The sequence below is a fragment of the Nocardioides sp. genome (genome assembly GCF_030150155.1).
Lineage (GTDB): Bacteria > Actinomycetota > Actinomycetes > Propionibacteriales > Nocardioidaceae > Nocardioides.
In genome coordinates this window covers 1-24,373 of sequence record NZ_JASLGR010000021.1, presented here as the reverse complement: position 1 = coordinate 24,373, position 24,373 = coordinate 1, and the positions used below count along the sequence as shown (strand labels likewise).

Below are 24,373 nucleotides of genomic sequence, written 5' to 3'. Positions count from 1 at the left end.
AGCGGGGCAGGTGGGACCGGTGGCGGGTACGGACCAGGGGCTCCCGACGTCATGGCGGCACAGTAGCGAACGCTGCGGCGGCGCCGACGGTGACGAGCTTCCGGCGAATCTTCCGTCCCCGTCGCCGACTTCTATGCTGGCCTCGTGGCACGTGAAATGCCGGAGCAGCAGGCTCCGCCGGTCCAGCGACTTCGGCTGCGGTACGCCAAGCGTGGCCGCCTTCGCTTCACCTCGCACCGCGACTTCTCGCGGGCGTTCGAGCGTGCCCTGATGCGGACCCGTGTCCCGATGGCGTACTCGTCGGGCTTCAACCCGCACCCGCGAATCTCGTACGCCGGAGCTGCGCCCACCGGCGCCGCCTCCGAGGCCGAGTACGTCGAGATCGGCCTGGCCCAGATCGTGGAGCCCGAGGCGATCCTGGCCCTCCTGGCCGACTCGCTGCCCAGCGGCCTCGACATCGAGCAGGTCGCGGTCTCCCCGGGCGGCTCGCTCGCCGACCTGCTCCAGGCCTCCACCTGGCTGATCGAGGTCCCGGTCGCGATCGCCACCGTGCAGCCGGCGATCGAGGCCTTCCTCGCCGCCGACGAGGTCACCGTGGAGCGGATGACGAAGAAGGGGCTGCGCAGCTTCGACGCGCGCGCCGCCGTCGTCGCCCTCAGCGCCGAGGCCGACGACTCGGGGGAGGGGAGCAGGCTCCACCTGCTGCTGCGTCACGGCACCCCGGCGGTGCGCCCCGACGACGTCCTCAGCGGCCTGGCGAACGTCGGCCTGGAGACCGGCGCCGAGCACGGAGGACTGCCGCTGCTCGGCCTGGAGACCGGCGCCGAGCACGGAGGACTGCCGCTGCTGACCCGTCTCACGCAGGGCCCGTTCGACGAGGCGACTAGCACGATCGGCGACCCGCTCGCCAATTGAATCGCGCGTTGACCACAGGTGAACGCTCCAGGTGTGCGATACTGGCCCCGGTTAACCGACGGCGGAGTGGCGCCCAGTCACTCGCTTCGGAAGATCCGACGACTCATCCGTCATTCGAGCCCTGCACCCTAGGGCGGCGAGTGACACAGGAACGACACGTCCGTCACCCGACGCGACGCGGCCCGGCAGTCAGTGACAGAGACTGCCAGTGAGAGGGCCGACGACCGCGGCAGGTGGCAGGCGACACCGTTCTTGATGCGAGTGCGCAGGACGCGTCGTTGCCCTGACAAGCTTTTGTGCCCCCGGCGTGCTGCCTTACCAGGCCAGCGCCGGACGGTGCCGGACCTGCCTGGCCGTGCGCGGCCGGGCTGAGGAGAACTGCCACACATGGCTGACGACTTCACCCCTGACACGACTGAAACCACGACGGCTGCCGCTACGGCGCCCGAGGAGACGGCCCCCGCTGCGCCCGCCAAGAAGGCGGCCGCGAAGAAGACCGCAGCGAAGAAGGCTCCGGCCAAGAAGGCTGCGGCGAAGAAGACGGCGACCAAGAAGGCCGCCGCGAAGAAGACGGCCGCCGCTCCCGCGGACGAGCCGCTGATCGACGTTCCGGTCGCCGCGCCGGCCGAGGCCGCCCCGGCGGCCGACGCTGCCGAGACTGCCGAGCCCGCCGCGGCTCCGGCGAAGAAGGTCGCCAAGAAGGCTGCGACCAAGAAGACCGCCGCCAAGAAGACGGCAGCGAAGAAGACCACCGCCAAGCGCGCCACCAAGAAGGCCGCCGCTGCCGAGGTCGAGCCCGAGGCCGTCGTCGAGGCGCCCGCGCCGGCCGAGACCGACGAGCAGTCCGCCGCCTCCGTGCCGGCCGCCCTGTTCCAGGCCCCGGAGCCGGTCAAGGCCACCCGTCGTCGTACCCGCAAGGCGGCTGCGCCGGTCGAGCCCGCCCCGGTCGAGGAGCCCGCCGAGGACGAGGTCGTCGAGACGGCGGCCGAGACCGCGGTCGAGAGCCCTGCCGAGGTCGACGAGACCACCGAGGCCACTGAGATCCCCGAGGACGCCGCCGACGAGGCCGACGCCGTCGAGGCCGAGGCCGACGCCGACGCCGACCACGGTGACGAGGACGACGACGAGGACGGCAGCACGCCCGCCCGCCGCCGTCGCCGCCGTGGCGGACGCCGCCGCCGCAAGTCCGGCTCCAACGGTGCCAACGGCGACGCCGCGGACGGCACCCACGCCGACGCCGAGGACGGCACCGAGACCGACGGCGACGCCGAGAGCTCCGAGGCTGCCGAGGCTGCCGAGGAGGGCGAGGGCGGCACGTCGCGTCGTCGCCGCCGTCGTCGCCGTGCCGGTGAGTCCGGTGCCGAGGACGACGCCGAGCCCGGTGTGAACACCGTGGTCAAGGTCCGCGAGTCCCGCCCGCTGGAGCAGCAGATCACCGCCGTGTCGGGCTCGACCCGCCTGGAGGCAAAGAAGCAGCGCCGCCGCGAGGGCCGCGAGGCCGGTCGCCGTCGTGCCCCGATCGTCTCCGAGGCCGAGTTCCTGGCCCGCCGCGAGTCCGTCGAGCGGGTGATGGTCGTGCGCCAGCGCGAGGACCTCACCCAGATCGGCGTGATCGAGGACAAGGTCCTGGTCGAGCACTACGTCGCCCGCGAGTCGCAGACCTCCCTGATCGGCAACATCTACCTCGGCCGCGTCCAGAACGTGCTGCCGTCGATGGAGGCCGCCTTCGTCGACATCGGCAAGGGTCGCAACGCCGTCCTGTACGCCGGTGAGGTCAACTGGTCCGCGCTGGGCCACAAGGACGGCCAGCCGCGCAAGATCGAGTCGGTCCTCTCCAGCGGCCAGACCGTCCTGGTGCAGGTCACCAAGGACCCGGTCGGTCACAAGGGCGCCCGCCTGACCTCGCAGATCAGCCTCGCCGGCCGCTTCCTGGTCTACGTCCCCGACGGCACCACCTCCGGCATCTCCCGCAAGCTGCCCGACACCGAGCGTGCGCGGCTGAAGTCGGTGCTCAAGGAGATCGTCCCCGAGTCGGCGGGCGTCATCGTCCGTACGGCGGCCGAGGGAGCCTCCGAGGAGGAGCTGACGCGCGACGTCGAGCGGCTCAAGGCCCGCTGGGAGGACATCGAGGCGAAGGCAGCGTCCAAGGGCAACGCGCAGCTGCTCTACGGCGAGCCGGACCTCACCCTCAAGGTCGTCCGTGACCTGTTCACCGAGGACTTCGCCAAGCTCGTCGTCCAGGGCGACGAGGCCTGGGAGACCGTGCGCAACTACGTCGAGCACGTCGCCCCCGACCTGGCTGAGCGCCTGGAGAAGCACGAGCCCGGCGACGGCACGCCGGACCTGTTCAGCGTCTACCGCGTCGACGAGCAGATCTCCAAGGGCCTGGACCGCAAGGTCTGGCTGCCCTCGGGCGGATCGCTCGTGATCGACCGGACCGAGGCCATGACCGTGGTCGACGTCAACACCGGCAAGTTCACCGGCTCGGGGGGCAACCTCGAGGAGACGGTGACCAAGAACAACCTCGAGGCCGCTGAGGAGATCGTCCGCCAGCTCCGGCTGCGCGACATCGGCGGCATCATCGTGGTCGACTTCATCGACATGGTGCTCGAGTCCAACCGTGACCTCGTGCTCCGCCGCCTGGTGGAGTGCCTGGGCCGCGACCGGACCCGTCACCAGGTCGCCGAGGTCACCTCGCTGGGCCTGGTCCAGATGACCCGTAAGCGGATCGGCACCGGTCTGGTGGAGGCGTTCTCCGAGAACTGCACCCACTGCCAGGGCCGCGGCATCGTGGTGCACGAGCACCCCGTCGCCACCTCCGGCGCGCCCCAGGTCGACCCCGACGAGGCTCCGCGGAGCCGCCGCCGTCGTGGTGGCCGCGGACGCAACGGCGAGGGCGACGAGCAGCGCCACGATCAGCACGCCGAGCGCCACGAGCCGAAGGCGGAGGCCGCTGTGCCCTCGCCCAAGGACATCGCAGCGATGCCACGGCACGAGGAGCCCACCGAGGCCCCCAGCGCCGGGGAGAAGCCGGTCCAGGCCGTTCAGGAGGCCCCTGCGGAGGCACCGGAGCCCCCGAAGGTCGTCACCCGGACCCGTGGCCGTCGCGGCGCCAACAGCGCCGCGAAGACCGCACCGGCCCCGGAGACGAAGGCGTCCCAGGAGAGCACGGAGAGCGCGGCCTCGGTGGCCACGACCCCCGCTCCGACCCAGGCCGCTCCGGCCGCTCAGGCGGCCACTGAGACCCCCGCAGCCGACGCGTTGGCCCCTGCGGTGGTCACCCGTACCCGTGGCCGCCGAGGCGCCAGCACGTCGGTGATCTCCACCGGCACCGCTGCCGTCGTGGAGGTCGCCTCCTCGGAGGCACCGACGATCCCGGTCGCCGAGGTGGCGCCGCCGAAGGTCGTCACCCGGACCCGTCGTGGCGCCAGCCGCGACGTCGTCCACACGCGCGAGGACTGAAGACCCCGCTACGGGCCGCCGTTTTGCCCCGAGGGTGGGCGGCCCGTAGTATTCATCCTCGGTGTTCTTCATTCGAGGACACAGCGCGCAGGCAACCCACCTCCCCGACACGGCGGTGGTGAGGCGTGCCACGTCAAGCAGACTTAGACCAAGCAGGACAAAAGGAGACCGCGGTGTACGCGATCGTGAAGGCTGGCAGCAAGCAGCAGAAGGTTGCCGTCGGCGACGTCATCTCCATCGACAAGGTGGGGGCCGCCGTTGGCGAGTCCGTGACCCTCCCGGTCGTCCTCCTCGTGGACGGTGACAAGGTCACCGCCACGGGCCTGGACAAGGCGGGCGTCACCGCCGAGGTCGTCGGTCCCTGGAAGGGCCCGAAGGTCGTCATCCAGAAGTACAAGAACAAGACCGGGTACAAGAAGCGCCAGGGTCACCGCCAGCACTACACCCAGGTCAAGGTCACCGCGATCAGCGCCTGAGGCGTTGACGGACCCTTACACACTGAAGGACTGAACAGATGGCACACAAGAAGGGCGCGGCGTCCACCAAGAACGGCCGCGACTCGAACTCCCAGCGTCTCGGCGTCAAGCGTTACGGCGGCCAGGCCGTCAACGCCGGTGAGATCATCGTTCGCCAGCGTGGCACGCACTTCCACCCCGGCGCCAACGTCGGTCGTGGTGGCGACGACACCCTGTTCGCTCTGACCGCCGGTGCGGTCGAGTTCGGCACGCGTCGTGGTCGTCGCGTTGTCAACATCGTTCCGGCTGAGTGATCACGCTCTAGTCGATCGAGACTTCTTCTGAAGGGCGTTCCAGGTCTGGAACGCCCTTCAGGTCTTTTCTGAGGAGAAACATCATGGCTGTACCCACCTTCGTCGACCGCGTTCGTCTCCACGTCGCGGCAGGTCGGGGCGGCCACGGCGTCGCCTCCGTGCATCGCGAGAAGTTCAAGCCGCTGGGTGGCCCCGACGGCGGCAACGGCGGCCCCGGCGGCTCGATCATCCTGCGCGTCGACCCCGACGTGACCACCCTGATCGACTACCACCACTCCCGCAAGCGCCAGGCGCCCAACGGCGGCCAGGGCGCGGGCGACTTCCGCAACGGCGCCCACGGCGCCGACATGATCCTGTCCGTCCCCGACGGCACCGTCGTGACCGACGAGCGCGGTGAGGTGCTGGCCGACATGGTCGGCGCCGGCACCGAGCTGGTCGTGGCCGAGGGTGGTCGCGGGGGACTGGGCAACGCCGCCCTGGCCAGCTCCAAGCGCAAGGCCCCCGGCTTCGCCCTGCTCGGCGAGCCCGGCGAGGAGCGCGAGATCGGCCTGGAGCTCAAGGTCGTCGCCGACATCGGCCTGGTCGGGTTCCCCAGCGCCGGCAAGTCGAGTCTGATCGCCTCGATCAGCCGCGCCCGGCCCAAGATCGCTAACTACCCGTTCACCACCCTGGTGCCGAACCTGGGCGTCGTACGCGCCGGTGACACCACCATCACCGTGGCCGACGTGCCCGGCCTGATCGAGGGTGCCAGCGACGGCCGTGGCCTGGGCCACGAGTTCCTGCGCCACATCGAGCGCTGCGCCGCCCTGGTGCACGTCCTGGACGCCGCCACCATCGAGCCCGGCCGCAACCCGGTCGACGACCTCGACGTGATCGAGCACGAGCTCGCCCGGTACGGCGGTCTCGAGGACCGTCCGCGCCTGGTCGCGCTCAACAAGATCGACGTCCCCGACGGCCGCGACATCGCCGACATGACGATCGACGACCTCCAGGCCAAGGGCTACCGGGTCTTCCCGATCTCGGCAGCCAGCGGCGAGGGCACCAAGGAGCTCATCTTCGCGATGGCCGAGATCGTCGCCGCCTCGCGGACCGAGACCCCCGTCGTGGAGGCCAAGCGGATCGTGCTGCGCCCCACCGGGGTCAAGGGCGCCGCCGAGTTCGAGATCACCTCCACCGCCGACGGCTGGCTGGTGCGCGGTGAGAAGCCCGAGCGCTGGGTGCGCCAGACCGACTTCAGCAACGAGGAGGCCGTGGGCTTCCTGGCCGACCGGCTCAACCGGATCGGGATCGAGGACCAGCTGCTCAAGCTCGGTGCCCAGGAGGGTGACGGCGTCATCATCGGCGACCCCGGCAAGAACGCGGTGGTCTTCGACTTCAAGCCCTCGATCCAGGCCGGTGCCGAGATGCTCGGCCGTCGTGGTGAGGACCAGCGCTTCACCGAGGACCGTCCCGCCGCCCAGCGGCGTCGCGACATCCAGGAGGCGATGGAGGACCGCGGCGAGAACGAGACCCGCGCCGACGTCGCCCGCCGGCTGGACAAGAACAACTACGTCGACGGCACCTACGGCTACGAGATCGGCTCCGAGGAGGACCCCGACGCGGAGTTCTTCGACCTCTCGGAGAACGACCCCGGGGAGAAGTAATGCGCGACCAGGTCACCCGGGCGCGCCGGATCGTGGTCAAGGTCGGATCGTCCTCGCTGACGACCGCGGCCGGTGGCATCGATCCTGACCGGGTACGTCGTCTCGTCGACGCCCTGGCCGCCGTGCGCGCTCGGGGGGCCGAGGTGGTGCTGGTCTCCTCCGGCGCGATCGCGGCGGGCCTGGCCCCGCTCGGCTTCCGCCGCCGGCCCCACGACCTGGCCTCCCAGCAGGCCGCGGCCAGTGTGGGCCAGGGGCTGCTGGTGCACCGCTACACCGAGGAGTTCGCCCGCCACGGGCTGACCGCGAGCCAGGTCCTGCTCACCGTCGAGGACGTCACCCGGCGCAGCCACTACCGCAACGCGCGGCAGACCTTCGCCAAGCTGCTCGAGCTGGGGGTGCTGCCGGTCGTCAACGAGAACGACACCGTCGCCACCTCTGAGATCCGCTTCGGCGACAACGACCGGCTGGCGGCCCTGGTGGCGCACCTGGTCCGGGCCGACCTGCTGGTGCTGTTCAGTGACGTCGACGGGCTCTACGACGCCCCGCCGTCGCTGCCCGGCGCGACCCGGATCGCCGAGGTCCGCTCGGCCGACGACCTCGCCGGGGTCACGATCGGCAGCGTCGGTGCTGCCGGGGTGGGCACCGGTGGCATGGTGACCAAGATCGACGCCGCCCGGATCGCCGTCGAGGCGGGCATCCCGGTGGTGCTGACCTCGGCCGAGCAGGCCGCCGAGGCACTTGCGGGCTCCGACACGGGCACGCTCTTCCATGCGCTCGGCAAGCGGGTCGGCGTACGGCAGCTGTGGCTGGCGCATGCCACCGAGCCGTCGGGTGCCGTCACCGTCGACGCCGGGGCCGTGCGTGCCCTGGTCGAGCGGGGTGCCTCGCTGCTGGCGGCCGGGGTGACCGGTGCCAGCGGCGGGTTCCATGCCGGTGACCCGGTCGACGTGCTCGGTCCCGACGGGGCCCTGGTGGCACGGGGCCTGGTGGCCTTCGACGCCGACGAGTTCGAGGAGATCCTCGGCAAGTCGACCGACCAGCTCGACCCCGATCACGCCCACGAGGTGATCCACCGCGACGACCTGGTGGTGCTGGCGCCGCGCTAGGGCCGGGCGCTAGTCGCCGACGGCGTCGCGGCCGCGGATCACGATCAGCGGGTCGGGTACGCCGACCACGGCATCGTCCTTGCCCTCGTAGTCGACCTGGGAGAGCAGGTAGCGCATCGCGTTGAGGCGAGCCCGCTTCTTGTCGTTGGACTTGATCGTGATCCAGGGGGCGGTCCGGGTGTCGGTGCGCCGGAACATCTCCTCCTTGGCCGCGGTGTAGGCGTCCCAGCGGTCCAGGGACTCCAGGTCCATCGGGGAGAGCTTCCACTGCCGGACCGGGTCGATCTGGCGGATGATGAAGCGGGTGCGCTGCTCGGACTGGGTGACGGAGAACCAGAACTTGGTGACGTGGATGCCGGACTCGACCAGCATCTTCTCCAGCTTCGGTGCCTGGGTCATGAAGGTCTCGTACTCCTCGTCGGAGCAGAAGCCCATCACCCGCTCCACCCCGGCGCGGTTGTACCAGCTGCGGTCGAACAGGACGAGCTCCCCGGCGGCGGGCAGGTGGGCGACGTACCGCTGGAAGTACCACTGGGTCTGCTCGCGCTCGGTCGGCTTCACCAGGGCGACGGTGCGGGCGTAGCGCGGGTTGAGGTGCTCCATGAAGCGCTTGATGGTGCCGCCCTTGCCGGCGGCGTCGCGTCCCTCGAACAGGATCACGTGACGTTCGCCGGTGCGCTGGAGGTGGTTCTGGAACTTGATCAGCTCGACCTGGAGGGCGTACTTCTGCTGGTCGTAGAGGTCACGCTCCAGCCGCTCGCCATAGGGGTAGTTCTCCCGCCAGGTGTCCACCGCGCGCCCCGACGGGTCGATCAGCACCGGGTCGTCGTCGTGGTCCTCGCCGATCGTGTGCCCGTCGATCTGGAGGCTGTCGATGTAGGCGCGCAGGTCGTCGATCACAGTGCCCACGCTAGTGGCTCGTGTCAGAAGTTGTTGGTCGGTTCGCGCACTCGGGGCACGCACCTGGCTGCGTTGTCGAACACTCGACGGGCCTCCGGCCCGCCTTCGGTCCTCCGCCTTGCGAGGCACGCACCCCGAGCACGCCAACCATCCCAAAACTTCTGACACGAGTCACGAGGCCAGATCGGTAAACGGACGGTGAAGTCGGGAATCAACGGCGTGCGCCGTAGGCTGGATTCGTTATGGCCCCCGCCACCGATCACCGCGACACGCCCCCGCGCGTCGTCTATCTCGACCATGCCGCCACCACACCGATGGTGCCTGCGGCGTTGGACGCGATGACGGCGCACCTGCGCGAGGTCGGCAACGCCTCCTCGCTGCACGGCTCGGGTAGGCGCGCTCGTCGGGTGGTGGAGGAGTCGCGGGAGACGATCGCCTCGGTGCTGGGCTCGCGTCCCGGCGAGGTGGTCTTCACCTCCGGCGGCACCGAGGCCGACAACCTCGCGCTCAAGGGGATCGCCTGGTCGCGCCGCCAGGCCGACCGGGCCCGGGTGCGGATCCTGGCCTCGGCCGTGGAGCACCACGCGGTCCTGGACCCGCTGCACTGGCTCGGTGAGGAGGCCGGCTTCGAGGTCGCCCTGATCGACGTCGACGACCTCGGACGGATCCGGCTGGACCACCTCCGCGAGCTGGTCGAGGCCGACCCGGCCTCGGTCGCCGTGGTGAGCGTGATGTGGGCCAACAACGAGGTCGGCACCGTGCAGCCCGTCGCCGAGGTGGTCGAGCTGTGTTCGGCGTACGGGATCCCGGTGCACTCCGACGCTGTCCAGGCCGTCGGCGCGGTGCCGGTCGACTTCGCCGGCGTCGGCGTCGACGCCCTCACCCTGACCGGCCACAAGGTCGGCGGCCCGTTCGGGGTCGGCGCCCTGGTCGCCCGTCGCGACCTCGCGATCACTGCCCTGGTGCACGGCGGTGGGCAGGAGCGCGACATCCGTTCGGGCACCATCGACGTGCCCGCCATCGCCGCCTTCGCTGCGGCCGTCGAGCTCGCGGTCAAGCAGCAGGGCGAGTACGCCGATCGGGTTGGCGCCCTGCGTGACCGGCTGGTCGCCGGGGTGCGCGACGTGGTCCCCGACGCGGTGCTCAACGGCGACCCGGTGCACCGCCTGCCCGGCAACGCCCACTTCTCCTTCCCCGGCTGCGAGGGCGACGCCCTGCTGATGCTGCTCGACGCCCAGGGCATCGAGTGCTCGACCGGCTCGGCCTGCTCGGCCGGCGTGCCGCAGCCCTCCCACGTCCTGATCGCGATGGGGCGCAGCGACGCGCTCGCCCGTTCCTCGCTGCGCTTCTCGCTGGGCCACACCTCCACCCAGGCCGACGTGGACGCCCTGGTGCGCGCCCTCGGGCCGTGTGTGGAGCGCGCCCGGATGGCGATGCGATGACCCGGCTCAGGGTGCTCGCGGCGATGTCGGGCGGGGTCGATTCCGCCGTGGCCGCCGCCCGGGCAGCCGAGGCCGGCCATGACGTGACGGGCGTCCACCTGGCCCTGTCGCGCAACCCGACGTCGTACCGCTCGGGGGCGCGCGGCTGCTGCACGATCGAGGACTCCAACGATGCCCGGCGCGCCGCCGACATGATCGGGATCCCGTTCTATGTGTGGGACATGTCCGACCGGTTCCACGAGGACGTGGTCGAGGACTTCATGGCCGAGTACGCCGCCGGCCGCACGCCCAACCCGTGCCTGCGCTGCAACGAGAAGATCAAGTTCGCCGCCGTGCTGGACCGGGCCCGCGCACTCGGCTTCGACGCGGTGGCCACCGGGCACTACGCCCTGACCCGCGTCGGCGCCGACGGCCTGGTGGAGCTGCACCGGGCCAACGACGACGCCAAGGACCAGTCCTACGTGCTCGGTGTGCTCACCCAGGAGCAGCTGGCGCACTCCCTCTTCCCGCTGGGGGACACCCCCAAGCCGCAGGTCCGTGAGGAGGCGGCCCGCCGCGGGCTGCTGGTCGCCGACAAGCCCGACTCGCACGACATCTGCTTCGTCGCCGACGGCGACAACGCCGGCTGGCTCAAGGAGAAGCTCGGCGAGCGCCAGCCCAACACCTCGGGGACGATCGTGTCCGAGGACGGGGAGGTCGTGGGCACCCACGAGGGCACGGTGGCATTCACCATCGGCCAGCGCCGCGGACTCCATCTCGGTGTCCCGGCCGCCGACGGCAAGCCGCGCTTCGTGCTCGACATCGAGCCGGTCTCGGGCACCGTCACCGTCGGTCCGCGCGAGCACCTCGCCGTCGACGGGCTGAGCGGCATCAGGCCGCTGTGGGCGGGCACCCTGCCGCCGTTCGGGGTGCCGGTGGAGTGCACCGTCCAGCTGCGCGCTCACGGCGACGAGCACCGCGCGGTGCTGGTGGCCTCGGCCGACGGGGTGGAGATCACGCTGCTCGATCACGCCTTCGGGATCGCTCCGGGTCAGGCCGCGGTGATCTACGACGGCACCCGGGTCGTCGGCTCGGCCACCATCTCCGCGACCCGCCGCGTCACCGGATGAGCGCCGCCGCCTTCTCGGCGACCGGGGTCGGGTCGATGCCCGGCGGTGACCTTGCCGAGACCCTCAAGCTCGTCCTGAGTGAGCTGGAGGAGCTGCCGTTCCTGCCCGAGCTGCCCGCGCGTGGGGCTGGGGCCTCGATGATCGGACGCACCCTCGCGGTCCTGCCGCTCGACGCCGACCTCCAGCCCGCCGGGTGGCGCCTGACCGGCACCGAAGGGGCGCCGGGCCGCGATCAGCGCCGCGCGGCCTCGCTGCTGGCCCAGGACCTCGACCTCCTCGAGGAGCTCAGCCAGGGGTACGTCGGCACCTTCAAGGCCCAGCTGACCGGACCCTGGACGCTCGCGGCGACGGTCGAGCGACCGCGGGGGGACAAGCTGCTCGCCGACCACGGCGCCCGGCGCGAGCTGGCCCAGGCGCTCGCCGAGGGCGTCCGCACCCATCTGCGGGACCTGCGTCGCCGCCTGCCGGGCGTGGACCGGCTGATCCTGCAGATCGACGAGCCCGCGCTGCCCGGCGTCCTGGCCGCCCAGATCCCGACGGCCAGCGGCTTCGGCAAGCACCGCCGGATCGACCCGCCTGAGGCCTCGGAGCTGCTCGGTCTGGTGCTGGGCGCGATCGCCGACGAGGGTGCCGAGCCGTGGGTGCACTCGTGTGCCCCCGGCACGCCGTGGGACCTCGTCCGCGGAGCCGGGGCCCGCACGCTGAGCCTGGACCTGTCGCTGGCCGGGGCCGCCGAGCTCGACCTGCTCGGTGCCGCCGTCGATGCCGGGGTCGGGCTCGCCCTGGGCGTGGTGCCCACGGTCGGTGCGCTGCCCTCGGACCGCCAGGTCACCGAGTCGGTGCTGCGCTGGCTCGACATGATGGGCTTCGACCCCGAGGAGGTGGGGGAGCAGATCGTGCTCACCCCGACCTGCGGGCTGGCCGGCGCCGCGAGCACCGCCGACGCACGAGCGGCGCTCGCCCTGGTGAGGACGAGCGCCGCATCGTTGCACTGACGCACCGGGGTGCGGCGGGTCGGAGTCAGCCGGCGTGGACACCTTCGGGAGCGCCGTCGGCGGCGATCTCCTGGTGCTTGACCGAGAGCAGTGCCCAGATCAGGGCCGACGCGACCAGCATCAGCAGCGAGCCGACCAGGAACGCGTGCGTCGCGCCCTCGGTGAAGCTGGCGTAGAACGTCGACCCGGCGAGGTTGGTCTGGCCGCTGGCCGGGTTGATCGCGTTCGGGTCGAGCCCGGCGCCGGTGAGGCCCTGGGCCAGCTGCGGTCCGACCTCGGCGGCACGGCTGTGGATGAAGTGCAGCGAGACGGTGGAGAGCATCGCCAGGCCGAGGGCACCGCCGACCTGCTGCATCGTGTTGAGCACACCCGAGCCCGCGCCGGAGTCCTCGGGCCTGACGGCGTGGACCGCGGTCAGGGTGAGGGTGACGAAGGTGAGCCCCATGCCGAACGCCATCGTGACGACGTACGGGAAGATGTGCACCCAGTAGTTCACGTCGTGTCCGGGCGCCTGGCCGGCGGCCAGGGCCTTGAGCACCGCGGCCGGGGAGTCGTCGACGCTGAGCCGGCTGAACATGAAGAGCGACGCGGCGGCGATCAGGGTGCCGGTGCCGGCCAGGAAGCGCGGGTCGTACTTCGAGATCAGCTTCGAGGACAGCGTCGCGCCGAAGACCATGCCGAAGCTGAACGGCAGGAAGGCGAAGCCCGCCTTGAGCGAGGAGTAGCCGACGATCTGCTGGATGAAGAGGCTGAGGAAGTAGAACATCGCGAACATCGCGGCCGGAGCGATCATGAAGGCCAGGAAGCTGACCGCTCGGGTGCGGTTGGCGAAGATGCGCAGTGGCATCAGCGGGTGCTCGACCCGGGTCTCGATCACGACGAAGACGGCGAGCAGGAGGACTCCGGCGACCAGCGGGAGGATGGTCTGGGCCGAGCCCCAGCCGTAGGCCTCCTCACCGGCGCGGGAGAGACCGAAGACGATGCCGAGCAGGCCCAGGGTCGCGGTGATGGCGCCGGGGATGTCGAGCCAGCCGCGATGCTTGTCGGACTCGGCGAGGACCCGCGGCGCGAAGGCGGCGGCGAGGAGACCGATCGGGACGTTGATCAGGAAGGTCAGACGCCAGCCGTGGATGTCGATCCCGGCCACGCTGTTCAGGCCGGTGAGCCAGCCGCCGAGGATCAGGCCGACGGCCGCACCGACGCCGGACATCATCGCGTAGACGCCGAAGGCGCGGTTGCGCGGCGGACCGGCGGGGAAGGTGGTGGTGATCAGGGCGAGCGCGGCGGGTGAGGCCATCGCGGCACCGGCACCCTGCAGGCCCCGGGCGCCGAGCAGCATCGGCTCGTTCTGAGCCAGACCACCGAGCAGCGAGGCGACCGAGAAGACGATCAGACCGGTCATGAAGATCCGGCGGCGGCCGTAGAGGTCGCCGAGGCGACCGCCGAGCAGCAGCAGGCCACCGAACGCGAGCGCGTAGCCGGTGACGATCCAGGTCAGGTTGGCCTCGGAGATGTCGAGGTCCTTGCCGATGTAGGGCAGCGCGATGTTGGCGATGGTGCCGTCGAGGACGACCATCAGCTGGGCGACGCAGATGAGGGCGAGCGCCCACCCGAGATGGCGATGGCCGCTCTCGGGTGTCGAGGCTTGCTGTGCTGGAGCAGACATGGACTAGTCCTTGGAGTCGGCGCTCGCCAGGATCTCTGGCTTGAGCGCGGCGGGAAGGATGATCTGATCGACCACCCGAGCGATGAAGTCCCGGCTCGGCGGTTCTCCGAGCAGGAAGGTGCGGTGCAGCACGATCCCTGCCAGAGCCGGGGTGAGGAGATCGAGGTCGAGGCCGTCGCGGAGCTCCCCGCGAGCGGCGGCTCGGGTCCAGGCGATCTCGGATCGGGCGATCTTGGGTGCGATGAAGCGTTCGCGGAAGACGTCGGCGAACTCGGGGTCGCGCATCAGAGCGATCAGGACCGCGGCGAACTGGGCGGCAGCGCCCGGATCGTCGAGGCCACCGTGACCGCACATCACGGAGAGGAGGTCCTCACGGAGGGTGCCCGAGTCGGGCACCGGACCGTCGACGTCTCCCTTGAGACTGGCGAGGGCGTCGACGATCAGGTCGACCTTGCCCTCCCAGTGCCGGTAGAGCGTGGCCTTGGAGACCTTCGCCCGCTTGGAGACGGCGTCCATCGTGAAGCGGTCGTAGCCGACCTCGGTGAGCACCTCGCGGGCGGCGTCCAGGATCTCCTGCTGACGGTCGCCCTCGACCCGTGGCCGGGTCAGCCGGGGGAGAGGGAGAGTCATCGCAGGACTCCTTTCGGGAGGGCGCCGGACAGCAGAGGATCGGATGGAACGAAACCGTTTCGTTCCATCCTCAAGACGCTACGAGATGCTTTCATTCCGCACCGACAGTTTTTCTCAACTGGTCTAGACCAGTTGAGTTCGGCGGGAGATCGCGGTGTCGGCGGTGTGATGACGGGGGCTCGCAGAACTGTCGGCGGGGGAGGGCAAGATAGGACCGTGACAGAAGCTCGCGACCCTCGGGCCCGGCACCACGATCTGACGCTCCAGATCGAGGAGGCCCGTGCGCAGTACTACGGCCAGGACGCCCCTACCCTCTCCGATGCGGCGTACGACCTGCTCTGGCAGGAGCTCGTCGCCCTGGAGGAGACCCACCCCGAGCTCGTCACCCCCGAGTCGCCCACCCAGACCGTCGGCGGGCAGGCCGTCTCCGGGCTGACCTCGGCCGACCACCTGCAGCGGATGGAGTCGCTGGACAACGCCTTCTCCCTGGAGGAGATCGACGCCTGGTTCGCCCGGGTCGCGGCCGACTTCCACGACGGCGACCAGCTCGAGCTGCTCTGCGAGGTCAAGGTCGACGGCCTGGCGATTAACCTGCTCTACCGCGACGGGGTGCTGGAGCGGGCGCTCACCCGTGGCGACGGCACCACCGGCGAGATCGTCACCGAGAACGTGCGCCACATCGCCGCGATCCCGCAGACGCTGACCGGCACCGAGCAGTTCCCGGTGCCCGCCCTGGTCGAGATCCGGGGCGAGGTCTACATGCCGATCGCGGAGTTCGAGGCGCTCATCGCCGAGCAGCGCGAGGCCGGCATCAAGGAGTTCGCCAACGCCCGCAACACCGCCGCCGGCTCGCTGCGGCTCAAGCTCGACGGTGTCTCCATCACCGCCGACAAGCGTGCCGCCGCGATCACCCGGCTCCAGCGGCTCTCGATGGTCTGCCACGGCGTCGGCGCCCGGGAGGGGTTCGAGCCCGACTCCCAGTCCCACGCCTACCAGGCGCTGGCCGCCTGGGGGATGCCGACTGCCTCGACCTACCGGGTGGTGCCCGACCGCGCCGGCGTGATCGAGTTCATCGAGTACTTCGGCGAACACCGCCACGACCGTACGGTGCTCGTTCACGAGATCGACGGCGCCGTGGTCAAGGTCGACTCGATCGCGCACCAGCGGGCACTGGGCTCGACCTCGCGGGCGCCGCGTTGGGCGATCGCCTACAAGTACCCGCCCGAGGAGGTGCACACCCTGCTCAAGGCGGTGGAGGTCAACACCGGTCGGACGGGTCGGGTGACGCCGTACGGCGTGATGGAGCCGGTCAAGGTCGCCGGGTCGACCGTGGAGATGGCGACCCTGCACAACTTCTACGAGGTCGCCCGCAAGGACGTGCGTCCGGGTGACACCGTGATCCTGCGCAAGGCCGGCGACGTCATCCCCGAGATCCTCGGGCCGGTGCTCGCGCTGCGCCCCGAGGGGCTGCCGGAGTGGGTGGCGCCGAGCGTCTGTCCCGCCTGTGGGACGCCCCTGGTGGAGCAGAAGGAGGGCGACCGTGACATGCGCTGCCCCAACCACCAGTTCTGCCGCGCGCAGGTGACCGAGCGGGTCAACCACGTCGCCGGGCGCGGGGCGTTCGACATCGACGGGATGGGCTACGAGGCCGCCGTTGCGCTGCTGGAGGCCGGGGTGATCGCCAACGAGGGTGAGATCTTCTCCCTCGACGCCGAGGCCCTGATGAAGGCTCCGCTCTTCACCCGTGCGCCGAAGAAGGGCGAGGAGGGTCCGCAGCTGTCGGCCAACGGCGAGAAGCTGCTGGCCAACCTGCGCGAGCGGCTCGACGTGCCGCTGTGGCGGGTGCTGGTCGCGCTCTCGATCCGCCACGTCGGGCCGACCGCCTCGCGGGCGATCGCGACCGAGTTCGGCTCGATGGAGGCGTTGCGTGCCCTGGTCGCGACCGCCGACGAGGCGCTGGCGGCCGAGGGTGCCGAGGGTGGCGAGAACGTCGACGCCCCCGACGCCGCCACCGCTGCCCGAGCCCGTCTGGCCGAGATCGACGGCGTCGGCGGCGTGATCGCCGATGCCGTGATCGAGTGGTTCCGCGAGCCGTGGCACGTCGACATCGTCGACCAGTGGCGCGACGCCGGAGTGGTGATGGCCGACGAGCGCGACGCCTCGGTCCCGCTCACGTTGGAGGGCCTCACCGTCGTCGTCACCGGCAGCCTCGAAGGCTTCAGCCGCGACGGTGCCAAGGAGGCGATCATCAGCCGCGGCGGCAAGGCCGCGGGGTCGGTGTCGAAGAAGACCGACTTCGTGGTGATCGGTGCCAATGCTGGCTCCAAGGCGGCCAAGGCGGAAGAGTTGGGTCTGACCATCCTCGACGAGGAGGGTTTCGTGACCTTGCTGAACGAGGGGCCGGAGGCATTCGCCGCGGCCGAGGAGACGGAGGACTGAGATGGCGGCACCGGAGGGCTCGACTGCGAGCGAGATGATCGACGAGCGGATCGCCGAGCTCGGTGACTGGCGCGGCGAGACGCTGGCGCGGGTGCGCGCCATCGCGCACGACGTGGTCCCCGACCTGCACGAGGACTGGAAGTGGCGTGGTGTCCCGACCTTCGAGTCCCACGGCCTGATCTTCACCGGGGAGACCTACAAGAAGGCGGTGAAGCTGACCTTCCACAAGGGGGCGGCGCTGCCCGACCCCGCGGGTCTGTTCAACTCCTCCCTGGAGGGCAACACCCGCCGCGCGATCGACATCGCCGAGGGCGAGTTCCCCGACGCCGACGCGCTGGCTGCGCTGATCCGGGCCGGCGCCGAGGCCAACCAGAAGAAGTAGTGCGATCGGTGTAGTGCCACCGTCACCTGGTGACGGTGGCACTACACCGATGAGTTATCCACAGCCGTTCGGCAGGCCCTCGCGCACTGCCTCGCGAACCGTCACGATCGTCGGATGGATCGGAGCGTGCAACAGCGCCGCGCGTTGCTGCAGGTGCAGCGCCGTGAGCAGGAGGGCGTGGTCAGCTGGGCCCAGCTCCAGGCGGCCGGGTGGAGTGACGGCGACGTACGTCGAGCAGTGCGGCATCGGGACCTGACCCGCGTCCACCCACGGGTGTACGTCGACCACACCGGGGAGCTGACCCGAGCGCAACGGGTCTGGGCGGCCCTGCTGTGGGCCGCCCCGGCGGCGGTGTGCCACCTCCCGGCCGCGGGACGGACCGGCGAGGATGCCCCGATCGACATCGTGATCGACGGCACCCGCTCGCTGTCCTCGCGCCCCGGGATCGTGGTCCATCGCTGGGCGGGGTTCGACGAGTTGGTCGCGCGCGACACCATCCCGTTGCGGCTGCGCTGGGCACCTGCGGTGCTGCTGCGGCTGCGCCAGGCCGGCAGCGAGACCGACGCGGTGGCGATCCTCGCCGACACCGTGGGCCGCGGCAAGGTCAGCGCCGCCGCCGTCCGCCAGGTCGTGGAGGGCGCGCCGAAGCTGCGCCGACGGGCGCTGATCCTGGCCGTGCTCGACGACCTCGCCTGCGGCACCGAGTCGGTCCTCGAACACGGGTTCCTGGTCCGGGTCGAGCGTGCTCACGGGCTCCCCACCCCGCAGCGTCAGGCGGTGCGCCGCGACGGGCGCGAGCGCCGCGATCTGGAGTACGGCGCCTACGGCCTGGTGGTCGAGCTCGACGGACGGATCAACCACGACTCGTGGCAGGCCGGCAACCGCGACGCCGCACGAGACCTGGCCGACATCGCCGCCGGCCGGTCGGTGCTCCGGCTGCGCTGGGCCCAGGTGATGACCACGCCATGCGCCACCGCAGGGCTGCTGGGTCGGGCGCTCGCAGCGCGGGGGTGGGCCGGGGTGCCGACGCGCTGCGGTCCGGCGTGCGGCCTCGACGCCTGGCGCAGCTGACGTGCCTGATCGGTGTAGTGCCACTGTCACCAGGTGACGGTGGCACTACACCGATCACAGTGCGTGGTCGATCAGCCCGGGGGAGTGGGCACCCAGGAGCGGCGGACCCCGTCGGTCACGTCGGCGAGCACGCCACCATTGGCCTCGATCACCCGGATCGAGCCGGCGTTGGTGTCGTCGCAGGTGATCAGCACCCGGTCGAGTCCGAGACCCCGGGCGTGCACCAGCGCCAGCCCGAGTGCCCGGGTGGCGTGCCCCTCGCCCTGGCGGGAGCGGCGCACCGAGTAGCCGATGTGTCCGCCGCGCACGCGCAGTCGGTCGTTGAGCGCGTGCCGGACCTGGACGAACCCGACCAGCAGGTCGGCGTCGTCGGTGATCCAGAACTGGTCGTAGTGGACACCGCGGGGAACGGGGCGGTCCGTGTCGGCGTACAGGGTGGACCAGGACAGGTGTGCGGCGAACCCCTCCGGTGTCGCGCCCTGCGGCACCTGCCACAGGCCGCTCCCGGGCGGTTCGGAGTCGTCGTTGTCGGCGACCAGGGCGATCCACTCAGCGCAGCGGTCGGGGTCGGGCGGCACCAGTCGGGTCACCACGTCACGATCTGGGATCGGTGGTTGGCGGGCAAGTGGTTTTCGCGCCCCTGGCGCCGTTATCCGTTGCGGTACGACGCTCGTAGAGCGCGGCTGGCGACGATGAAGACCCCGGTCCCGACTTGCAGAGTCCACCCGACGCCGCGGGCGATACCCAGACCGTCTGACATCCAGGCGCCGAGGGCGAGCGCGGCGGCCGCGAGCAGGATCATCAACGTCCAGAACACGCTGCCGGTGAGGCGTCCTGCCCATTGGCTCCAACCGCCGATCAGGCGACCGAACCACCCGACCGGCTCGAAGTCATCGATCGGGTCCTCGGTGGGGACAAAGGCGGAGGCGGGCAGCTGACGTGTGAGGAAGTCGCGAACCTCTTCCGCGGGGTAGGCGCCGACGCTGAAACTGAATCCGTACCCGGCCCGGTCGATGAAGCGCCACTGTTCCTGCTCGCGACCGCCGTGCACGCCTCGATGGATCAGCACGGCGTGGAGGGACTCGACCGGCCACACCCTGATCTGGTGGCCGAGGTCGGTCACGACCGCCCCGGCCGCGAGGCCGAGTCGTGTGGTGTCGAGCGGAGCATTGGCATGTGTCCACCACCGGGTTCCTGGGGGTTCGACCTCGACCATCCCTGCCTCGAGGAGATCGATCGTGTCGGCCCGTCCGGCTGTCTCCGGAGCCCCGATCAGGAGAGTGGCTCGGAACTCCTGCAATCGGTCTCGGACGTCGGCTGCGGTGACGCTGTCGAGGCGGGCGATCATCTCCTCGCGCGTCTCGGGCGTGATGCCATCGAGATGGTCCCGGGCAGCGGCACCGGCAAGCCAGATGGTGTTCGTCTCCTCAAGGATCGCCCGTCGGCGCTTTTCGCGCAGCACGTCGACCGCCGCCTGATCCACTGGCGCCGTCAACTGCGCGTCCAGCCACGCGATCGTGGCCTGGACGATGTTCGTCGCCGTGCCGTCAGCGAGGTCGGCCCCGAGCGTGAGGACCAGGCGGTCGGGAAGGAGGTCGGCGGGATCACTGTGCACTTCGTAGGTCGCCCCGGTGTCGTGGCGCAGCAGTTGGGTGAGGCCCCGTTCCAGGTACTCCAGCGCGAGCATCCCACCTGGCCGGGTGGACACCTCGCCGGAGAGGACGAGGACCGGGTCGACGTACTGCGCGGGAAAGGTCTCGACCGGGGTGAAGGTAGGTGTCGCGGTCCGGACACCGGAAGGCAGGCCGAGGCGGAGTCCGTCGGGGACTGGGCCGTCGAAGAACATCACCGCGTTGGCTGTCGTGAAGACGTCGGCTATCCGAGCCTGCAGACCTTCGGGGGTCGCGGTGGCCAGGCCGGGTTCGTCGAAGGCACGGAGTCCGGTCCCGACCGGGCCCCACCGGGTCAACGCCGCCCGAGCGACCGGCCCGCCGCCCATACCTCCGGACTCGGCGCGCAGGACCCGGCGTTCAACGTCGAGGTCGCCGAAGTCCGGGCGGTTGAGCCAGGCGATCACCTGATGAAAGTGTTCGACGACCTCTGCAGGGCGACCGTGAGCGATGAACTCGGTGACATACGGGTCGACCAGACCGTTGATATCCAGGATGCCTTGGTCCCGGCCGTGCAGGCAGAGATGTTCGATCAGATGCTGCCAGCCGGCCTCGTTGAAAGGTTCGTGGGCGTAGCCGAAGCCGAACCGGAGGACCGCTGTCAGCGAGGGGCGGTCCGAGTCCACCCAGAAGCAGGTGACGCCGTCGATTACGACAGATTCAACGATGGGGGGTGTGGTGAGAGCCATGGTGAACCTTCCGGGAGGAGCGCGCGGCAACGCTAGCCGACGGCGGGCCAACCGGATGCCCGGGGCAGCGCAGCCGCACCTAGACTGGGGGTATGCCTGAACTGTCCCGTGACGAGGTGCGCCATCTGGCCGACCTCGCCCGGATCGACCTGTCCGATGCCGAGCTCGACCACCTGGCACCCCAGCTCAACGTGATTCTTGAGTCTGTGGCGTCGATCCAGGGTGTCGCCGGTGACGACGTCGTCCCGACCTCGCACCCGATCCCGATGACCAACGTGTTCCGCGACGACGTCGTGGTGCCGGGCCTCACCCCGGAGCAGGCGCTCGCCGCCGCCCCGGAGTCGGAGGACCAGAAGTTCTCCGTGCCGCGGATCCTGGGAGACGAGCAGTGAGCAACGTGAGCAACTGGATCTACACGACCGCCGCCGAGCAGGCAGATGCGCTCGCGGCCGGGACCGTCACCTCCGTCGAGCTGGTCCAGGCCTACCTCGACCAGATCGCCGCCACCAATGGCGAGATCAACTCCTACCTCCACGTCGACGCCGAGGGCGCCCTCGCCCAGGCGAAGGCCTCCGACGAGCGCCGCGCGGCGGGTACCCCGCTGCACCCGCTCGACGGCGTGCCGATCGCGATCAAGGACGTGCTGGCGACCGAGGGTCTGCCGACCACGGCCGGCTCGAAGATCCTCGAGGGCTGGATCCCGCCGTACGACGGCACCGTGACCGCCAAGATCAAGGCGGCGGGTCTGCCCATCCTCGGCAAGACCAACATGGACGAGTTCGCGATGGGCTCCTCCAACGAGAACTCCGCCTACGGCCCGGTCAAGAACCCGTGGGACCTCACCCGGATCCCCGGTGGCTCCGGCGGTGGCTCGGCCGCCGCGGTGGCGGCCTTCCAGGCTCCGCTGGCGATCGGCTCCGACACCGGCGGCTCGATCCGCCAGCCGGGTGCGATGACCGGCACCGTCGGGGTCAAGCCGACGTACGGCTCGATCTCGCGCTACGGCGTGATCGCGCTGGCCAACTCGCTCGACCAGCTCGGCCCGGTGACCCGGTCGGTGCTGGACTCGGCGCTGCTGCACGAGCTCATCGGCGGCCACGACCCGAAGGACTCCACCTCGGTGCCCGGCACCGTCGAGGGCCTGGTCGAGGCGGCGCGCAGCGGTGCCGCCGGTGACCTCACCGGCGTGAAGATCGGTGTGGTCAAGGAGCTCCAGGGTGACGCGTGGAGCGCGCCGGTCGTGGAGCGGTTCCACGAGTCGATCGAGATCCTCAAGGGTCTGGGCGCCGAGATCACCGAGGTCAGCCTGCCGAGCTTCGTGCATGCGATGGCGGCCTACTACCTGATCCTGCCGGCCGAGTGCTCCTCGAACCTCGCCAAGTTCGACGCCATGCGCTACGGCCTGCGCGTCACGCCCGCCGGCTCGCCGTCGGCCGATGACGTCATGCGGGTCTCGCGTGACGCGGGCTTCGGTGCCGAGGTCAAGCGCCGCATCCTGATCGGGACCTACGCGCTCTCCTCGGGCTACTACGACGCCTACTACGGCCAGGCGCAGAAGATCCGCACCCTGATCATCGAGGACTTCCGCAAGGCCTTCGAGTCCGTCGACGTGCTGGTCAGCCCGACCGCGCCGACCACGGCGTGGGCGATCGGCGAGAAGTCCGACGACCCGCTGGCCAACTACCTCCAGGACCTCGCCACCATCCCGGCGAACCTGGCCGGTGTGCCCGGCATCTCCATCCCCTCGGGGCTCAGCAGCGAGGACGGCCTGCCGACCGGCATCCAGTTCCTCGCCCCGGTGCTCGAGGACGCTCGGCTCTACCGCGTCGGTGCCGCTTTGGAGAAGGCGCTGACCGACCAGTGGGGTGGACAGATCGCCCCGGCGGCGTACGCATCGAAGGAAGGCAAGTGACCATGTCGACGCAGAACGCCACGACTGAGCTGATCGACTTCGACGAGGTGATCGCGAAGTTCGACCCGGCGATGGGCCTGGAGGTCCACGTCGAGCTGAACACCAACACCAAGATGTTCTGCGGCTGCCCCACGACGTTCGGCGGCGAGCCGAACACGCAGGTCTGCCCGACCTGCCTCGGCTTGCCCGGCGCGATGCCGGTGGTCAACGCCAAGGCGGTCGAGTCGGCGATCCGGATCGGGCTCGCGCTCAACTGCGAGATCGCCGAGTGGTGCCGCTTCGCCCGGAAGAACTACTTCTACCCGGACATGCCGAAGAACTTCCAGACCTCCCAGTACGACGAGCCGATCTGCTTCGACGGCTACCTCGACGTGGAGGTCGACGGCGAGACGTTCCGCGTGGAGATCGAGCGCGCTCACATGGAAGAGGACACCGGCAAGCTGACCCACCTGGGCAGTGACACCGGCCGGATCGCCGGCGCGACCACCTCGCTGGCCGATTACAACCGGGCCGGTGTGCCGCTGATCGAGATCGTCACCAAGCCGATCGAGGACACCGCCGAGCGGGCACCGGAAATCGCCCGCGCCTACGTAACCGCGCTGCGCGACCTGCTGCGTGCGCTTGACGTTTCGGACGTCCGGATGGATCAGGGCTCGATGCGCTGCGACGCCAATGTCTCGCTGAAGCCCAGGGGCGCCGCCGAATTCGGCACCCGCACCGAGACCAAAAACGTAAATTCGCTGAAGAGCGTCGAGGTCGCCGTCCGCTACGAGATGCGGCGCCAGGCTGCTGTTCTGGAGTCGGGCGACCGAGTCATCCAGGAGACCCGGCACTTTCATGAAGACGGCTACACCAGCCCGGGCCGCACCAAGGAAACCGCGGAGGACTACCGCTACTTTCCCGAACCCGACTTGGAGCCGGACTCGCCCAGCGGTGAGCTCGTCGAGAGGCTGCGCGAAACCATCCCCGAACTACCGTGGTTGCGCCGCAAGCGGATTCAACAGGACTGGGGCATCTCCGACGAGGTGATGCGCGACCTTGTCAACGCAGGTGCCGTCGAATTGGTCACCGCGACCGTCGAGCACGGCGCCTCCAGCGAACAAGCGCGGGCTTGGTGGGGCAACTTCTTGGTGCAAAAGGCCAACGAGGCCGGACTCGAACTCGACCAATTGCCAATCAGCCCAGCCCAAGTCGCCGCCGTCGTGGCGCTGGTGGATGACGGCACGCTGACCACCAAGCTGGCCCGCCAGGTCGTCGAGGGCGTGCTGGCCGGTGAGGGCGAGCCCGACCAGGTGATGACCGCGCGCGGACTGGCGGTCGTGCGTGACGACTCGCTGATCCAGGCCGCGGTCGACGAAGCGCTGGCGGCCAATCCCGATGTGGCCGAAAAGATTCGCGGCGGCAAGGTACAGGCGGCGGGCGCGATTGTCGGCGCCGTGATGAAGGCGACCAAGGGCCAGGCCGACGCCGCGCGGGTACGCGAGCTGGTGCTCGCGGCCTGCACCTAGAACAAGCTGCTGAATTCGCCCAACAGGTTGGTGAGGGGCGAACCCACGCCGTCCCAGCCGATGGA

Annotated in this window: 20 protein-coding genes; 15 read left to right on the top strand and 5 right to left on the bottom strand. The window is 70.4% G+C overall.

Annotated elements, in window-relative coordinates; all coding sequences use genetic code 11:
* Positions 1-144 precede the first annotated feature (144 nt).
* The 6 genes from Q1V88_RS05510 to proB all read left to right on the top strand — a co-directional run bounded on the left by Q1V88_RS05510 (position 145) and on the right by proB (position 7,895).
* On the top strand, positions 145-915 hold the full coding sequence (locus tag Q1V88_RS05510) for a TIGR03936 family radical SAM-associated protein (protein WP_300679024.1): 771 nt from the start codon (positions 145-147) through the stop codon (positions 913-915).
* Between the two features lie 387 nt (positions 916-1,302).
* Positions 1,303-4,377: an Rne/Rng family ribonuclease gene (locus tag Q1V88_RS05505; protein WP_300679021.1), complete on the top strand. Its 3,075-nt coding sequence runs from the start codon at positions 1,303-1,305 to the stop codon at positions 4,375-4,377.
* 173 nt (positions 4,378-4,550) lie between these two features.
* The gene (gene rplU, locus Q1V88_RS05500; RefSeq protein ID WP_300679020.1) at positions 4,551-4,853 is read left to right on the top strand and encodes a 50S ribosomal protein L21; all 303 of its coding nucleotides are present in this window, start codon (positions 4,551-4,553) and stop codon (positions 4,851-4,853) included.
* 38 nt (positions 4,854-4,891) lie between these two features.
* Positions 4,892-5,146, top strand: a complete 255-nt coding sequence (rpmA, locus tag Q1V88_RS05495) for a 50S ribosomal protein L27 (RefSeq protein WP_300679018.1) — start codon at positions 4,892-4,894, stop codon at positions 5,144-5,146.
* Between the two features lie 83 nt (positions 5,147-5,229).
* On the top strand, positions 5,230-6,789 hold the full coding sequence (gene obgE, locus Q1V88_RS05490; protein ID WP_300679015.1) for a GTPase ObgE: 1,560 nt from the start codon (positions 5,230-5,232) through the stop codon (positions 6,787-6,789).
* Complete coding sequence (gene proB / locus Q1V88_RS05485; RefSeq protein WP_300679013.1) at positions 6,789-7,895, top strand: glutamate 5-kinase; 1,107 nt, start codon at positions 6,789-6,791, stop codon at positions 7,893-7,895. Before obgE ends, proB begins: the two co-directional genes overlap by 1 nt.
* 9 nt (positions 7,896-7,904) lie before the next feature.
* On the opposite strand, the gene ppk2 is transcribed toward proB, so the two are convergent.
* A complete protein-coding gene (gene ppk2, locus Q1V88_RS05480) occupies positions 7,905-8,795 on the bottom strand; it encodes a polyphosphate kinase 2 (RefSeq protein ID WP_300679218.1) in 891 nt (296 codons plus the stop codon).
* 242 nt (positions 8,796-9,037) lie between these two features.
* Between ppk2 and Q1V88_RS05475 the strand changes: the two genes are divergently transcribed.
* From Q1V88_RS05475 to Q1V88_RS05465, 3 genes are read left to right on the top strand one after another with little or no spacing between them, the layout of a single operon-like run.
* Positions 9,038-10,237, top strand: coding sequence for a cysteine desulfurase family protein (locus Q1V88_RS05475; protein ID WP_300679012.1), 1,200 nt, complete (start codon positions 9,038-9,040; stop codon positions 10,235-10,237).
* Positions 10,234-11,346 (top strand): tRNA 2-thiouridine(34) synthase MnmA, encoded by a 1,113-nt coding sequence (gene mnmA / locus Q1V88_RS05470; RefSeq protein WP_300679009.1) that lies wholly within the window; start codon positions 10,234-10,236, stop codon positions 11,344-11,346. The genes Q1V88_RS05475 and mnmA overlap by 4 nt, the downstream gene beginning before the upstream one ends.
* Complete coding sequence (locus Q1V88_RS05465) at positions 11,343-12,341, top strand: methionine synthase (RefSeq protein WP_300679006.1); 999 nt, start codon at positions 11,343-11,345, stop codon at positions 12,339-12,341. Before mnmA ends, Q1V88_RS05465 begins: the two co-directional genes overlap by 4 nt.
* A gap of 25 nt (positions 12,342-12,366) precedes the next feature.
* Here Q1V88_RS05465 and Q1V88_RS05460 read toward each other — a convergent pair whose 3' ends face one another.
* Together Q1V88_RS05460 and Q1V88_RS05455 are read right to left on the bottom strand one after the other, a co-directional pair.
* On the bottom strand, positions 12,367-14,007 hold the full coding sequence (locus tag Q1V88_RS05460; protein ID WP_300679004.1) for an MFS transporter: 1,641 nt from the start codon (positions 14,005-14,007) through the stop codon (positions 12,367-12,369).
* Between the two features lie 3 nt (positions 14,008-14,010).
* Positions 14,011-14,637, bottom strand: coding sequence for a TetR/AcrR family transcriptional regulator (locus Q1V88_RS05455; RefSeq protein WP_300679001.1), 627 nt, complete (start codon positions 14,635-14,637; stop codon positions 14,011-14,013).
* A gap of 216 nt (positions 14,638-14,853) precedes the next feature.
* Here Q1V88_RS05455 and ligA point away from each other — a divergent pair, with 216 nt between their 5' ends.
* The 3 genes from ligA to Q1V88_RS05440 all read left to right on the top strand — a co-directional run bounded on the left by ligA (position 14,854) and on the right by Q1V88_RS05440 (position 18,529).
* The gene (gene ligA / locus Q1V88_RS05450) at positions 14,854-17,076 is read left to right on the top strand and encodes an NAD-dependent DNA ligase LigA (RefSeq protein WP_300678998.1); all 2,223 of its coding nucleotides are present in this window, start codon (positions 14,854-14,856) and stop codon (positions 17,074-17,076) included.
* Between the two features lies 1 nt (position 17,077).
* Positions 17,078-17,458 carry a DUF1801 domain-containing protein gene (locus Q1V88_RS05445; RefSeq protein WP_300678996.1) on the top strand — a complete coding sequence of 127 codons (381 nt, stop codon included), beginning with the start codon at positions 17,078-17,080 and terminating at the stop codon, positions 17,456-17,458.
* 126 nt (positions 17,459-17,584) lie between these two features.
* Entirely contained in the window at positions 17,585-18,529 is a 945-nt protein-coding gene (locus Q1V88_RS05440; RefSeq protein WP_300678993.1) for a hypothetical protein, read from the top strand.
* Positions 18,530-18,600: 71 nt separating this feature from the next.
* Here Q1V88_RS05440 and Q1V88_RS05435 read toward each other — a convergent pair whose 3' ends face one another.
* Positions 18,601-19,119, bottom strand: a complete 519-nt coding sequence (locus tag Q1V88_RS05435) for a GNAT family N-acetyltransferase (protein ID WP_300678990.1) — start codon at positions 19,117-19,119, stop codon at positions 18,601-18,603.
* Positions 19,120-19,178: 59 nt separating this feature from the next.
* Positions 19,179-20,888 carry a hypothetical protein gene (locus Q1V88_RS05430; protein WP_300678988.1) on the bottom strand — a complete coding sequence of 570 codons (1,710 nt, stop codon included), beginning with the start codon at positions 20,886-20,888 and terminating at the stop codon, positions 19,179-19,181.
* 92 nt (positions 20,889-20,980) lie between these two features.
* Here Q1V88_RS05430 and gatC point away from each other — a divergent pair, with 92 nt between their 5' ends.
* From gatC to gatB, 3 genes are read left to right on the top strand one after another with little or no spacing between them, the layout of a single operon-like run.
* On the top strand, positions 20,981-21,280 hold the full coding sequence (gene gatC / locus Q1V88_RS05425) for an Asp-tRNA(Asn)/Glu-tRNA(Gln) amidotransferase subunit GatC (RefSeq protein ID WP_300678985.1): 300 nt from the start codon (positions 20,981-20,983) through the stop codon (positions 21,278-21,280).
* A 5-nt stretch (positions 21,281-21,285) separates the two neighbouring features.
* Entirely contained in the window at positions 21,286-22,800 is a 1,515-nt protein-coding gene (gatA, locus tag Q1V88_RS05420; protein WP_300679215.1) for an Asp-tRNA(Asn)/Glu-tRNA(Gln) amidotransferase subunit GatA, read from the top strand.
* A gap of 2 nt (positions 22,801-22,802) precedes the next feature.
* Entirely contained in the window at positions 22,803-24,308 is a 1,506-nt protein-coding gene (gene gatB / locus Q1V88_RS05415; protein ID WP_300678982.1) for an Asp-tRNA(Asn)/Glu-tRNA(Gln) amidotransferase subunit GatB, read from the top strand.
* Positions 24,309-24,373: the final 65 nt, after the last annotated feature.